The following is a 14,707-nucleotide window of genomic DNA, read 5'->3' as shown; positions in this document are numbered from 1 at the left end:
AGTATATTGCAGTAAAACTTTGCTAATCTTAACGGGATTTTGCAACCGTATAGATCTTAGAGAGGAAGATAATGTTCTTGGTGTTACCGAAATGTGTTGTTGCTTCGCCTGCAGCCCTGATTAAAACCCTAGTTTTATCAACCGTTGTTATTTCTACAGGAGTAATCACCGGTTGTGCCACCAAACCTCAAGTAAATAATGCGACGCGTTATGCGACAGCTCCTGATTTCTATACGGTACGTTCAGGAGATACATTGAGTGGGATCGCAGCACGTTATGGACTGAACTATATCAGTGTTGCCGAGATGAATGATATTGCTGCACCTTACCGGATTTATGTGGGACAGTCGATCCGCCTGAAAAATAATACCGTACGTCGCAGTACCAGCACGCAGGCAGTGACTCAGGCAGCCCCTATCCAGCGTCAAACGATTGCAGTACCAACACCGGCACCAGTTACACCAGCGACCACCGTGCAGACTACACCGCGTGTGAGCACGCCGGCGCCAATGACACCCGTCTCTACTGCCGCGGGTTTAGGTTGGGTAAAACCGTCTAATGGCCCAGTTTTGCAGCAGTATAATCTGGCATCTAATATCAAAGGCACACGCTATAACGGCAATGTCGGTGATCCGGTGTTTGCAGCAGCAGACGGGCAGGTTGTTTATGCTGCAGATGGCCTGAAAGAATATGGCAATCTGGTGTTGGTGAAGCATATTAATGGCTATATTACGGCTTATGCCCATAACAGCAAACTGGATGTAAAAAGCGGACAGAATGTAAAAGCGGGGCAAAAAATTGCAGAAATGGGTTCAACTGGTACAACGCGAACCATGCTTGAATTTCAGGTGCGCTTAGACGGCAAACCGATTAATCCAACTACAGTTTTACCAAACAATTAAATAAATAATGCAAAACGTGAATTTCGCCGTATAATACAATAAGTTGCTTTTATCAAATGATGAGGCATCTCATAAGTTTAGAGGGAAATTTATGTTAGATCAACTTCGAGCAATGGGTGTTTTTGCTTGTGTTGTAGAAAAAAACTCGTTTAGCGGTGCTGCCCGTGAATTAGGGATTACGACCAGCGCCGTGAGTCAACAAATTCGCTCATTAGAACATGATATGGAAGTGGTACTTTTAAATCGTTCAACGAGAAAGTTAAGTTTGACGGAAGCGGGACAAGCTTTTTTCTACAGTTGCCAGGAAATGCTATCTGCTGCAGAGCGCGGTAAAGTCCGAATCAATGAATTACGCGATGATCTTGTGGGTGAACTGCGCATTGTCGCTTTGCCAGAATTGTGCGCGAATCATGTGATTCCTGCACTTTCTCACTGGATGTCCGCACATCGTGGCCTGGCAGTACATCTGGAAACCAATAATCATGAGGTTGATTTGTTCGATGGGCGTATCGATATCGCCTTAAGATTTGAACAGAAAAATGATGAGCACAATCTTCAGGTGGTGCCATTGATGCAGATTGAGCAAATTCTGGTGGCGACACCGAGTTATATTAATCAGAGCACCATTATTTCACGTCCTGATGATCTTAAAAATCATGATGTGCTGCCTTTGACCCATATCAAAAATCATCAGTATTTCCAGTTTCAAAATGTCAATACTGCAGAAAAAGCCGATTTTGAATTGAAATCCCGTTTCAGTACCAATAATGGTCTGGTGGCAAAATCGATGTGCTTGCAGGGCAATGGGATTGCCAAGATTTTATATCTCGATGCGAAAAAAGACTTACTGAATGGCACTTTGGTTGAAGTTTTGCCTGAATGGCGACTTCCACCGATTACACTATATGCAGTCATGCCGAAACGTGAGCAACAACCGACAAAAATTCTTCGTTGCCTAGATACATTGAAACAATATTTTGACCAGATTTCTGGTGGGCGTATTTTACAAGCCGCATCATAAGATACAGAATATAAAAAAGCCGCTTTCAAGCGGCTTTTTTGTTTTTAAGCGCAGGGTTTAGGCCAAAAAAGCGTTGATCATTTTCACTAAACGCTCAATCAGCTGATCAGCCTGTTCCTGAGTAATGTTCAGGGTAGGCAACAGGCGAACCACATTACCGGCAGTCACATTGATGATGGTTTTGTATTCATCACGTGCAATTGCGACCAGCTCAGTACATTCTTTCGGTAATTCAATTCCGATCATCAGACCGAAACCACGCACGCTCACATTTTGATCGGCCAGTTTGTTGCGTAACTGATCCACGATATAAGCGCCTTTTTCCGCAGCATTGGCGACGATATTTTCTTTTTGCATAATATCGAGAATGGTGTAGACCACACGTGAACCCAAAGCTGTACCACTATAAGTCGAACCATGATTACCGGCAGTTAGTACACCTACACCACGACCTTGAGTCATGACGGCGCCAATCGGGAAACCATTACCCAAGCCTTTGGCTGTGGTCAGTACATCAGGAATAATGCTGGTGTGCTGATAAGCAAAATATTTGCCCGTACGGCCATTCCCGGTTTGCACTTCGTCTAGCATCATCAACCAGTTGTGCTGGTTACAGATTTGACGAATCTCTTCAAGATAGCTGAAACCTTGAGGTGCGGTATTTACACCACCTTCACCCTGAATGGGCTCAACTAAAATGGCTACAATATCCGGATGATGAAGCGCTGCCTCTTCAATCGCTTCGAGATCACCAAAAGGTACACGAATAAAACCTTCGACCAGCGGGCCAAAGCCTTCCTGAACTTTTTTATTGCCTGTTGCAGAAAGGGTGGCCATGGTACGGCCATGGAAAGAACGATCCGCCACAATAATTTTGGGTGAAGCAATGCCTTGCATATGACCGAATTTACGTGCAATTTTGATTGCACCTTCATTTGATTCTGCGCCACTGTTGGAGAAGAATACTTCTTCCATACCCGCGACTTCGGCCAGTTTTTGTGCTGCCGCAGTTTGCCAAGGCACTTCAAACAGGTTGCTGGTATGAATCAAGGTCGCAGCCTGATCAGCAATTGCTTCGGCAATGACTGGATGCGCATGACCCAGACCACATACTGCAATTCCGGTTAATGCATCTAAATACTCTGTACCATCTTCGGTATAAAGATATGCACCTCGTCCTCGGACAAAGCTGATCGGTTGACGGCCAAATACAGGCATCAAGTGAGAAGGTTGATCAGTTTGTACCGGTGCGAGGGTAATATTATTCATGACTAACTCTTAACTGTTAGGTGGAAAGAAAAACTTATATAAGCAAAAACCCGCTCAGATTTAAAGGGTAATTGTAAATAAAATTGGAATTATTGCTTTAGACATACTGTTTTGTCTGGATTTGGGTATAATGCCAGACAGATGAGTTGAGGATTTATCAATGACTGAACAAGCACGCGATACCGAAGCGTTAATTCGTGACCAAATTGCTAAACATGCAGTACTTCTTTATATGAAAGGCACACCGCAATTTCCACAATGTGGTTTTTCTGCACGTGCAGTAGAAGCACTCAGTCAGATTGGTCGTCCGTTTGCTTATGTAAACATTCTGGAAAATCAGGACATTCGTGCGATGTTACCACAAATCGCCAACTGGCCGACATTTCCACAGCTTTGGATCAATGGTGAGTTGATCGGTGGGAGCGATATCATGCTCGACATGTTCCAAAAAGGTGAATTAAAGCCTTTGGTTGAACAGTACAGCCCGGCAGCTGATGCTTAATTAAATTAAGATTTAAATCAAGCCAGATGTTAAAAAAGCGCTTCATTGAGAAGCGCTTTTTTATTGCTATTTTAAAGATAGAGCAACGACCGGATTAATCTTCTGTTGCTGCATTTGCCTTTTGAGCTATTGCATGACCTGCTTCAAGTTCAGTGTGTGGCTCAACAATTTGCTTCTTGTCTTTTTTCTTCTTCTTTTTTTTCTTTTTCTTCGGTAATTCGACCAGCTCACCACCATCTTCAATCGCTTGCCAGTAATCCAGCTGTGCCATCACCGCGGCATAGATTGAATTTTTGCTATAGCGACCTTTTTTATCCAAGGTGCCGACCGGACGCGCCATCAGGATTTCCAGCGCCTGATCAATGGTATCAATCGCGTGAATATGGAACTGACCTTCTTCGACAGCAATGGTGACATCTTTACGCAGCATCAGATGCTGCATATTCTGACGTGGAATAATCACGCCTTGTTTGCCGGTCAGACCTTGCAGCTTGCAGGCATCAAAGAAACCTTCAATTTTGGCATTGACACCGCCCACTGGCTGTACTTGTCCCAACTGGTTCATAGAGCCGGTAATGGCCCAGGATTGATCAATCGGTAACTGGCTAATCGCAGAGAGCAGGGCAGACAGTTCCGCGACTGTGGCACTGTCTCCATCGACCTGACCATAGCTTTGTTCAAAGGCCAGCGCAGCAGAGAAGTGCAGGGTCTGTTCACGACCAAAATGTGCTTTCAGGAAAGACGACATCAATAACACGCCTTTGGCATGCAAGGAGCCACCGAGTTCCACACTGCGCTCAATGTCGAGAATGTCACCACCCCCTTGATACACCGAAGCAGTCAGGCGTGAAGGAAGGCCAAATTCGACATCGGCATAATGAATTACCGACAAAGCATTAATCTGTCCCAGACGATGGCCACGGGTTTCGATTAGCTGTGTACCACGGGTCAGATCCTGCCAGTATAACTCACGCAAATAGCCTAAGCGATATTTACGATGATCGAGTGCAGTATTGATATGTTTTTCCGAGACCATCTTGTCACCGGCCTGAAAGGCATGATGATGCGCTTCACGAATCAGGTCACCCAAGGTCAGGGCATGTAATGATAGTGAGCTTTGGTCTTCGGCCTGACGGCTGGAATCTGTGAGCAGTGCAGCCAAAGCAGAACGGTCAAAAGGCAATAATTTATCCGATTGCACATAGTCGGCAATCAGCTGCATATAGGCCTGCTCGTTGTCGTCATTACGTTGTAATGTATCGGTAAAATCAGCACGGATTTTAAAGATGCTGCCCAGCTCCGGTTCAAGCTCTAGAATTTCATAATAAATTTCAGGCTCGGCCAGCAAGATCACTTTAATGTTCAATGGAATCGATGCCGGTTCAATTGAAATACTGCCGGTCAGCGTGATCATATGCTCAAGCGAAGACAGTTTTAAATGCCCGGATTTAAGCGCACGCTTCAAACCTTGCCATGCATAAGGCTGTTCCAGCAATTGTTCCGCTTCCAGCATCAGAAAGCCGCCATTGGCTTTATGCAACGTTCCCGGACGAATCAGGGTGAAGTCCGTGGTGATCGTGCCATTTTGGGTTAGCTGTTCCACATGACCGAGTAAATTGTAATGTGTTGGAAAATCTTCAAAGATGACTGGCGCACCGCTATTCGGCTTGTGGGTAATAATCACGTTGGCCTGATAACGTGCCGGTACGCGGCTGAATAGTGCCGGGGTGAAATCATCCTCTTCCTGTTCCAGCACGATTTCGACATTATTGATAATATCTTCGGCATAATATTTTAGATAATGTTCCAAGCCTTGCACATGTTTGAACTTGGAGAGAATCTGTTCTACACGTGGCACCACCACCTGTTTGGCAATATCACGATTCAGAATCTGAACACGGTCGCGTGCATCATCTTCCAGATCACCCAGATGCAAACCCAGACGCTCCAGTTTTTTGTCCATATAGCGCATATTGGTTGCCAATTCGGCCCGATCCTGATTGCTCAGCGCATTCAGATCTTCCTGAGTCATTTCCTGTAATTTGTCATCAATCAGATGTACGGGAACAAAGCAGTGTTCATCGTGTCGCGAGATCAGTTTCAGATCGAGTTCTGCACCTTCTTTGGTGAGTTCGATCAGCGCCTGTTGCTGTTCATCGCCAGTTTCCTGGCGAATCATTTCAATGCGGTTGTGATAGGTTTCCGCGGTAAAACGGCGTTCAAGCTGTTTCAGAATGGTTTGCCAGCTTTGGTTTAACATGGCCTGAAATTTTGGACCCTGACCGGCAGGCAGCTCCAAAGCTATTGGTTGGCGCTGGTTTTGAAAGTTGTTGACATAAACCCAATCATTGGGTGTTTCCATGGTTTTGGCATGCTGTTGCAGCAGGCGCTTCACCATGGTGCGCTTGCCCAGGCCAGCCGTACCCACGGCAAAAATATTATAGCCTGAATAAGGTAAGGCAATCCCGGCCTCTACCGAAGCCCGTGCGCGGTCTTGCCCCAAGAAATTATTCAGGGGCTTGATCCGTTTGGTCGACGCCGGAATTTTTTCTAGGTTTGGAATGTGTGTCAGTTGGGTGGATTTTAAGCGGGTATGCTCAAGGGTGTTGTGAATTTCGCTTTGTTCAAATGCCGAGATAAGTAAATCTGAGCGGATATTTTCTGGTGTTGTCGTATTGTTGCTGGCGATAGAAGAATTAATTTGATCGAGTCTCTGGGTCACTGTTGAAATCCAAAACGAAATATTACGTTGATAAGCGTTAAGGTATACAGATTTGCTTGGAAAATTCAAGCGAACATGTGGCTTTTGCCAGAAAATAAAAAACCGGAAATGTGATAAATATATAAATCTTGTTGAAAGATGCGCTATTACAGGATTGAATAGCAGCAATTGGTTTTTCCGCGGAAAATAATAAAGCAATGACAACACAAACGACGGGTTGGAAATCCGCATTTACAGCATTTTTAGATCGACGTGCCTTGATCATGCTGTTCTTGGGATTTTCGGCCGGTGTCCCGATTCTTCTGATTTTTTCCAGTCTGTCTTTATGGTTAGGTGAGGCCGGAATCAGCAAAAGTGCAGTCACTTTTTTTAGTTGGGCAGCATTGGGCTACTCGTTTAAATTCGTCTGGGCGCCGCTCATTGATGAACTGCCAGTGCCTTTTCTGACCAAGGCTCTGGGACGCCGTCGAGCCTGGTTGCTGATTGCACAGATTCTGATTGTCTGCGCCATTTCCATTATGGCTTTTTCTGATCCGGCTTTGGGCGTAACTCATTTACAGCAAATGGCGCTGGGTGCAGTCCTGTTAGGCTTTTCTGCTGCAACGCAGGATATTGTGATTGATGCCTACCGGATTGAACTGGCGGAAACCCAGATGCAGACCGTCTTGGCCGCGACCTATAATGCCGGTTACCGGATCGGGATGATCGTGGCGGGTGCTGGCGCCTTGTTTCTGGCCGCTTATTTGGGCACAGCCAAAGGCAATTATATTTACGATGCCTGGAAATGGACCTATCTGGCCATGGCCGCGGTAATGCTGGTCGGAATTGTCACCACGCTCTGCATTCGGGAACCGCAGGTTGACCGTGTGCCTAAACATTATCTGCGCAGTGATTATTTCCGTTTAGTCGCAGTGTTTTTTGTCGCAGTGATCAGCTTTGTACTGAGCTATATCTATTCCGGCAATCTGGTCGTCAGTATTACCGAACAGTTCACCATTCAAGATACTTTTGCCTTGTTCTGCTTTGAAGCCTTACGCTTTATTGGTTCTGGTGCGATTGCCTTTGCCATTGGTGCAAGCTTGGTGAAAATGGGTGCAGTCAACAAGCAGATGGCCTATGAAACCTGGGTTAATCCGGTTGCAGACTTCTTTAGGCGCTATGGCTTAAAACTGGCATTGGTGCTGTTGTTATTGATCGGTTTTTATCGGGTTTCCGATATCATTGCCGGGGTCATTTCCAACGTCTTCTATCAGGACCTGAATTTCAGTAAAGAGCAGATTGCCGAAGCGGTCAAAGTCTATGGGGTGATTTTCTCTTTAATTGGTGGTTTTCTCGGTGGTTTACTGGCCCAGAAAATGAACATCATGAAACTGATGTTTGTCGGTGCCGTGCTGGCCTGTTCCACCAACCTGATTTTTATTGGACTGGTCAAATCTGGTGAAAAACTGGCAGCTGTCGAAGTTAGGGTCGCTAATCAGGTTTATCAGGCCGATACCGATGAAGTCGGTTACTGGAAGCTGAATGTACCCAGTGATGTTTTAGCGCAGAGTAAGCAACTGCAAGTGACAGCCAGCTATCTAAATTCAGATCATGCTACTCAGCCTGTACAGGTCAGCATGCCGTATTTGACTGCACAACAGGGCAGCACCCAGTTACAGATTCTGCCGATCACCAGTGACAATACCCTCAATGTCGCTGAACAGGACAAGACCATTGTGGTACGTGGTCAATATGTCGGTGCAGCGCTGCAACCGAATCAAAAGATTGTTTTACAAATCAATGATCAGAATCTTGAGGCAAAATTAGAAAGTGAAGGCGTATTTACTGCCGCGATTCCTGCGCAGCAACTGATTCACTCACCCGCACATATTGTCAGTGCAGTCTTGATGCAAGATGGCCAGGCGCTTCAGCAAACCACACATGTTTATCAGGTCAATGATCAGCTCATCCCTGGCCAGAATCTGGATGTTGATATTCAGCCTTTGGCGGTGATAGATGGCAGTAGTTCAGACATGATTGAAGTCAGTGGTAAGGTCATCAAACCTTATAGCGACAAGTGGCTTTATTTTGCCATTATTGTCGATAATCTGGCTGCCGGACTTGCGGGTGCTGCGTTTATTGCATTCTTGTCGAGCCTGACCAGTGTGTCATTTACCGCGGTTCAATATGCGATTTTTAGCTCACTCATGACCCTGACTCCCAAGATTTTAGGCGGATATTCGGGTACTATAGTGACCAATATTGGTTATCCGAAATTCTTCCTCATGACCACGTTAATTGGGATTCCGATCCTGATTCTGGTGGTTTGGGTCGCAAAACTGCTCGGTGAACACCAACAACAATCTGTACAGAAGGATGATTAATATGCGCATGCTGCATACCATGTTACGTGTAGGCAATTTAGAACAATCGCTCAAGTTCTATACTGAAGTACTTGGCATGACTTTGCTTCGTAAACGTGATTACGAAGAGGGCCGTTTTACCCTGGCTTTTGTCGGTTATGGCGATGAAGAAAATCACACCGTACTTGAATTGACGCATAACTGGGATACAGACAGCTATGAGCTGGGCAATGCCTATGGTCATATCGCGATTGCAGTCGATGATGCTTATAAGGCATGTGAAGAGATCAAGGCACGTGGTGGTAATGTCGTGCGTGAAGCTGGTCCAATGAAAGGCGGTGTGACTGTCATTGCATTTGTAGAAGATCCAGATGGCTATAAAATCGAGCTGATCCAGCAAGATCAGGATGCACGTAATAACTAAGTGGGATGTAGCGTGATAGATGAAATGTATTCACGTATAGATGAAAATATTACATCAACCTGAGTGCATAGCATGGGCCCGGCATCTGTTAAGATAGCCGGGCATTTTTTTATCGAACAATAAAACTTTAAGGGAAGAACAGCAGATGCTTAAATTGTTGGCATTGGACCGCTTTACGATATTGCTATTTGTCATGGTGCTGTTGGCCAGTGTAGTGCCTGTCTCCGGACAGGCCGCTGAAGTTTTTGGCTGGATCACGACAGGCGCGATTGCCATTCTATTTTTCCTGCACGGTGCCAAGCTGTCCCGCGAAGCGGTGGTGGAGGGGATCATGCACTGGAAATTACATACTTTGGTCTTTGCACTGACTTTTGCCTTGTTTCCTATTCTAGGTTTGCTGGCCAAGCCGATTTTATTGCCAATGCTCGGGCAGGAGCTGTACTGGGGCTTCCTATTTATGTGCTTCCTGCCATCTACCGTTCAGTCTTCGATTGCTTTTACTTCCGTCGCACATGGGAATGTGGCCGGTGCTGTCTGTAGTGCATCATTTTCTAATATTATCGGCATGTTTATCACCCCGGTATTGGTGGCATTTTTTATTTTAGGTCAATCTGAGCACGGGTTTGACCCAACCGCTTCGATTATCCAGATTACGCTGTTGTTATTGGTACCTTTTATCTTGGGGCAAATTTTACGTCCCTGGATTTATCCAAAAATGATGAAAATGCCAAAAATCGTCAAGGTCTTCGATCAAGGCTCAATTTTATTGGTGGTCTATGGTGCTTTTAGTAGCGCCGTAGTAGCGGGACTTTGGAATGAAGTCAGTCTCAGTACATTATTGCTGTTATTGCTAGCCTGTTCGGTGCTTTTGACCCTGGTGATGCTGTTGTCGCTGTATATCCCACGCTGGCTGGGTTTTAGTCGCGCTGACCAGAAGACGGTATTTTTCTGCGGTTCTAAAAAAACCCTGGCCAGTGGCGTGCCGATGGCACAAATTCTATTTATTGGCCAGCCACTGGGCATGATTGTTTTGCCGATCATGATTTTTCATCAGATTCAATTGATGGTTTGCGGGATTATTGCCAATGTGTGGGCCAAAGAGGCTGAGTCAGAAGCAGAAGAATAATTCGCATATTGAATTTTTTTCACGTATAATAATGCCCACTTGTTGTGCTTAGCTCTGACGGTATCCGTCTCGGTGGGCCAAAAGAATGGTCTGTTGTGGTGTTGATCTGCATGAACTTTGTTCCTGCTTCCTCATTTGAGAGTGATCAATAGCGATGACAGCTAAACCTTCTTGAATCTAATGGAGTAATCGACCATGCGCGCCGATATTCACCCAAAATATGAAACTTTAGTTGCGACTTGTTCATGTGGTAACGTAATCGAAACTCGTTCAGCTGCTGGTAAAGAAACACTTTACCTAGACGTATGTTCAGCTTGCCACCCATTCTACACTGGTAAGCAAAAGAACGTTGACACTGGCGGTCGTATCGACAAGTTCAAACAACGTTTTGCTGGTATGTCACGTTCTGTTAAACGTTAATACCCAAAATGAAAAAACGGGCCTCAAGCCCGTTTTTTTGTGCCTGCCATTTGGAAAATAACCGCATGGCAGGCATATAACTATTTAATGCTCTTGTACATCAATCAGGTGATCGAGTTTTTTCTGGAAATAATCCCCTTGAATAAAGCGGGCATCAACATTCCAGGCATTGGCGAACAGGGTCATATCATTTAATTCGCGGACCAGAATATTCAGCGGTTTGATATCATTATAGCTGGTGATTTTTTCCTGCAGCTGCTCGACTCCAGTCTCGTTATTCAGCATCTGGGTCAAGCTGGAATGCAAGCTGACACCATCTATTTCCAGCTCACGCAGCAAATTCGGACCATACATCGATTGACCAAAATCACGCAGCGCAATCAGCGCGCCATGTTCATGCAGAACACGTAGATATTTCTGCGCATCCTGTTGATTCAGCAGAATATCTTCTTCAGAGAATTGCAGGATCAGCGGATGTCGGACTTTGCTGCGAATAATCGTAATCAGCTTGGAAATAAATTCCGGGAAGCTACGGTCTTTAAAGAGTACCGCACGGTTCAAATTCACGATTAAGGTCGCATCCGGATACTGGGTAATAAAGTTGTGCAACTGTTTACTGGCTTCAACCAGAATCCAGCGATCCAGTTTAATCGACAGCTCATCATCTTCATGCAGTTCAAGGAGTGTAGAAATATCCTGCCATTTATTCTCATAAATGAAGCCGCTGGTCACTTCATAAGTATAAAGGCGGGTATCTTCTTTATCATACAACTGCTGATATTTTAAATGGATTTCACCACGATCCAGACATTCACTCAAAGCTTTCAGGATATGAGGTGTCGCCGCAGGAATAGAGCTGACTGCTGGACTGATCGCCGCAACTGTTGGGCTTTCGATTGGTGTTTCAGCCACACTAAAATCGATCTGCGGCATTTCTAGAGATGGCTGGTTGCTCAGTGAAGCAGGAATATCTAGTACAAATTCAGGTGCTACTTCTGCTTGAGGTAAAGACGTAGAGAAGGCTCGTGCAATCAGTTCATTGCAGTGCGCTTCATCATTTAAACCCTGTTCCAGAACCACATAACCCATGCGTAAATTGAGCGGGAACGAATTTTGTCCCACTGTCACTAATTGTGGCTTGCTGAGTGCATTTAATCCGATCAGTTTGGATTCAAGAATTGCTTTGGAATCTGCCTGGAACAGACCGACAAGGACGTCATATTCCAGCTTGAATAATGGAACATGGGTTTGTTCTTTGAGGAATTCTTTAACAGCTTTGAAATATCCACTAAACGTCGTCCACTCAGACTGTAGAACTTCTGGTTCATAGGAACTTAAAGAGAAAGTTACCATGGCATTTACAGGTGCGGACTGTTTGGTTATTTCACGTTTAAGGAGCTGGAAAGTACTCGGTTTTCCGGCTGGCTTCTCGGTATTGCCTGCTTGAGCCTGAGTATCAATAGTAATTTGTAGTGCATCTTCTTCAGCGCTGGATGGCAAGAATTCCAGTTTTAATGGCTTAGATGCGGCGACACGCGGATTAAGAGAGTGGATTTCAACCCGGCCTAAATCCACCTGGCCTTGAGAAATCTTTTTGAAACGTGTTTTAAAGTCGTTTAGATCAGAAGGTTGTAATAGATCTAGCAGCGGCAGGCCAATAATCTCGTCTTCACTTTGTAAGCCAAACAGTTTCAGATAGTCTGCATTGGCCTGAATATGAATCCCTTCTTGAATGGTTGCGATGGCACGATTACTATCTTCGACTAAGGATTGTGTCTGACTTTGTGCTGCTTCCAGTTCATTGAGCAAATGTTGGTGGGTCTGCGATACACGGCTAAATGACAATGCCCGAACCAGTCCCACATAAAAGCGTTCCAGGTAGTCAAAATTGAGAATGTCATAAATTCCTTTATGAATATACTGGGCATAGTGTTCAGCCTGATAGTCATCCGGTTTAAGCAAAATCATCGGCAGATGAGGCTGCTGGGAAAGACGCACCAGACTTAAGGCCTGTTCATATTTCAGATCATAAGCACGGCCAAAGATAATCAGATCCCAGTTAAAATTTAACTGTTTTTCAAAAGATTGCAAATCATCAAGCAGGACAGCATCAACCTGATAGTCATTGCTGGTCAGAAGATCACGGATTTGGTTATATCTAATTTGATTATCATCAATAATCAGTAAACGTGTTTCGGTACGTTTTAACTTTTTAGACAATAATGGATTTCTCACTTCAATGCTTCCCATAAATCATGATTTCTGCTTTCATTCATGTGCTGACCGATAAAGTTTTCTATCATTTCTTCTTCTTGATCATTCAATAATTCATAATCAAAACGGATAAAACTCTGCGTAATCAGTTGTGCTTTGGTCAGATAGATTTTTAATTCTTTCTGACCGAGGCGTAAATGAATGGTTTGTTTTTCCCTAAACATCTGTGAACCAGAGACAATCACACTGGTCGTGACCTGATCCAGTTGCGTCATTTTTACCAGCAGTGCAGGCTGATAATTGACATGATGGCGTTCGGTACGGCTATAAGCCGCGCAAGGGAATAATTCCTGAGCCAGAACTTCCAGACCAATTTCCAGACTCTTGTCGGTCGATTGCTTGATCCAGCGAATCACACCACCACGCCACTGACGCTGTGATTTTTCCTGAACCAGAATAAATTCACCGGTTTTCAGATTGGCAGGGGTAATACCAGTCCATTTAATCCGGTAACCATTGACACTAATATCCAGAACTTCAGCACTATGAATCTGTTTGGTTTCGCGATCGAGGGCCTTGATGCTGCTAAAACCACGTGGAATGGCATTTTCCATTGAGCTGACAAAACTGCTTTCACTCTGGAAATTATAATTGGCCTCAAGTTCCAGGGTCTCGTTAAAGTTTTTACCTTTGGATAGATAAAAATGTGCCACCGTCAAGCCAAAGCAGATATTGATCTGGGCTGAATATTCATAACGTTCGTGACGGCGTTCGATATTATTCGAGAGCAGATTATAGATATGAAAATGTAGTGCAGGGGTCAGGAACAGTTTTTCATTACGCGACAGATACTGGGCATTTTTGCTTTGAGTATGGGTCAAATGTTCCATCAGATTCTGGGTGGAAATATAGAAGCTTGGCTGAAAATTTTCACCCTGATGCGAATTAAAGATCGGGGGGTGATCTTTGCTGGCATCCACCACATAGCGGGACAGTGTGGTTTCTTTCGGTAGAATCTGCACCAGTTTGGCCCAGTCAAAACTGCATAGGTACAGCCCCTGAATTTCTGCAGGGCGAATCTGATGGGTATTAAAAATATCCAGTAAAATCAGTTGAGCATAAGCATGTGCAATATTCTGGATCTCGTGCTGGGTGCCTAAAACCTGATTGATATTGCTTTGGTAGAAATTATTTTCGATTGCACATTCAAGCAGTTGATGTGCAGCCAACCATTGCCCCATATCCGGTGTGCTGTATAACATATGCTGTTGATATAACAGCAGGCTGAGCTGTTGCAAAGCATAATAAATCGACACCATACGCGCGGTTTGAATGCTTTTCTTTTTACCCAGAGAAAACAGGGAAAATTTTTGATGGGTCAGTTGATGATTACAGCGTTTGACGATATCAATATAAATTTTGGCAAAATGGCTACGCAGCAGCATGGCCAGTTCAATGATTTGATCGTTACGATCCGAAGTAATCAGCCCCTGATTGACAAAATGCTTTTCCAGACTGGTCAGAACATTTTCAAGGGTCGGATGCAAGACCTGAATCAGGTCAAAGCGCAGGGTTTCTGTGCATTTCAGCTCAGAAATTTCTAATAAGGCATTAAACAGGGATTTGGATGAATTTCCCAGTTGCAAAATTGAAATACCGGAAACCCACTCTTGCAAAGCTTTGGCAGTCGTCGGGCAAAAGCTCAGCTGATCCCGTGTGAGTTCCGTCGGTGTCTGAAAAATGTCGGACGTATGCTTGCTCATCT

General features: G+C 44.7%; 11 protein-coding genes. 7 read left to right on the top strand and 4 right to left on the bottom strand.

Annotation, left to right across the window (positions count from 1 at the left end):
- Nucleotides 1-71 precede the first annotated feature (71 nt).
- Nucleotides 72-902, top strand: coding sequence for a peptidoglycan DD-metalloendopeptidase family protein (locus LOZ91_RS00640; protein WP_005171673.1), 831 nt, complete (start codon nucleotides 72-74; stop codon nucleotides 900-902).
- Between the two features lie 91 nt (nucleotides 903-993).
- On the top strand, nucleotides 994-1,923 hold the full coding sequence (locus LOZ91_RS00635) for a LysR family transcriptional regulator (protein WP_005096486.1): 930 nt from the start codon (nucleotides 994-996) through the stop codon (nucleotides 1,921-1,923).
- 57 nt (nucleotides 1,924-1,980) lie between these two features.
- Here LOZ91_RS00635 and LOZ91_RS00630 read toward each other — a convergent pair whose 3' ends face one another.
- Nucleotides 1,981-3,192: an aspartate aminotransferase family protein gene (locus LOZ91_RS00630; protein ID WP_005171669.1), complete on the bottom strand. Its 1,212-nt coding sequence runs from the start codon at nucleotides 3,190-3,192 to the stop codon at nucleotides 1,981-1,983.
- 160 nt (nucleotides 3,193-3,352) lie between these two features.
- Here LOZ91_RS00630 and grxD point away from each other — a divergent pair, with 160 nt between their 5' ends.
- Nucleotides 3,353-3,694, top strand: coding sequence for a Grx4 family monothiol glutaredoxin (gene grxD, locus LOZ91_RS00625; RefSeq protein WP_004279738.1), 342 nt, complete (start codon nucleotides 3,353-3,355; stop codon nucleotides 3,692-3,694).
- Between the two features lie 94 nt (nucleotides 3,695-3,788).
- Here grxD and LOZ91_RS00620 read toward each other — a convergent pair whose 3' ends face one another.
- The gene (locus LOZ91_RS00620) at nucleotides 3,789-6,383 is read right to left on the bottom strand and encodes an ATP-binding protein (protein WP_227523970.1); all 2,595 of its coding nucleotides are present in this window, start codon (nucleotides 6,381-6,383) and stop codon (nucleotides 3,789-3,791) included.
- Nucleotides 6,384-6,613: 230 nt separating this feature from the next.
- On the opposite strand from LOZ91_RS00620, the gene LOZ91_RS00615 reads away from it, so the two are divergent.
- The 4 genes from LOZ91_RS00615 (at nucleotide 6,614) to rpmE (ending at nucleotide 10,728) form a co-directional block, all read left to right on the top strand.
- Nucleotides 6,614-8,779 (top strand): MFS transporter, encoded by a 2,166-nt coding sequence (locus tag LOZ91_RS00615; RefSeq protein WP_180039408.1) that lies wholly within the window; start codon nucleotides 6,614-6,616, stop codon nucleotides 8,777-8,779.
- Between the two features lies 1 nt (nucleotide 8,780).
- Nucleotides 8,781-9,182 (top strand): lactoylglutathione lyase, encoded by a 402-nt coding sequence (gene gloA, locus LOZ91_RS00610; RefSeq protein ID WP_005096493.1) that lies wholly within the window; start codon nucleotides 8,781-8,783, stop codon nucleotides 9,180-9,182.
- 145 nt (nucleotides 9,183-9,327) lie between these two features.
- On the top strand, nucleotides 9,328-10,308 hold the full coding sequence (locus LOZ91_RS00605; protein WP_005171651.1) for a bile acid:sodium symporter family protein: 981 nt from the start codon (nucleotides 9,328-9,330) through the stop codon (nucleotides 10,306-10,308).
- Between the two features lie 195 nt (nucleotides 10,309-10,503).
- The gene (rpmE, locus tag LOZ91_RS00600) at nucleotides 10,504-10,728 is read left to right on the top strand and encodes a 50S ribosomal protein L31 (RefSeq protein WP_005096496.1); all 225 of its coding nucleotides are present in this window, start codon (nucleotides 10,504-10,506) and stop codon (nucleotides 10,726-10,728) included.
- An 84-nt stretch (nucleotides 10,729-10,812) separates the two neighbouring features.
- Here rpmE and LOZ91_RS00595 read toward each other — a convergent pair whose 3' ends face one another.
- Nucleotides 10,813-12,978, bottom strand: a complete 2,166-nt coding sequence (locus LOZ91_RS00595) for an EAL domain-containing protein (protein WP_244782503.1) — start codon at nucleotides 12,976-12,978, stop codon at nucleotides 10,813-10,815.
- Complete coding sequence (locus LOZ91_RS00590) at nucleotides 12,960-14,705, bottom strand: GTPase (RefSeq protein WP_244782502.1); 1,746 nt, start codon at nucleotides 14,703-14,705, stop codon at nucleotides 12,960-12,962. Before LOZ91_RS00590 ends, LOZ91_RS00595 begins: the two co-directional genes overlap by 19 nt.
- Nucleotides 14,706-14,707: the final 2 nt, after the last annotated feature.

It is taken from the genome of Acinetobacter sp. F-1, assembly GCF_022869025.1.
GTDB lineage: Bacteria > Pseudomonadota > Gammaproteobacteria > Pseudomonadales > Moraxellaceae > Acinetobacter > Acinetobacter pseudolwoffii.
Note: the sequence above shows the minus strand (reverse complement) of the source record. Positions and strands in the feature narration are given on the sequence as shown.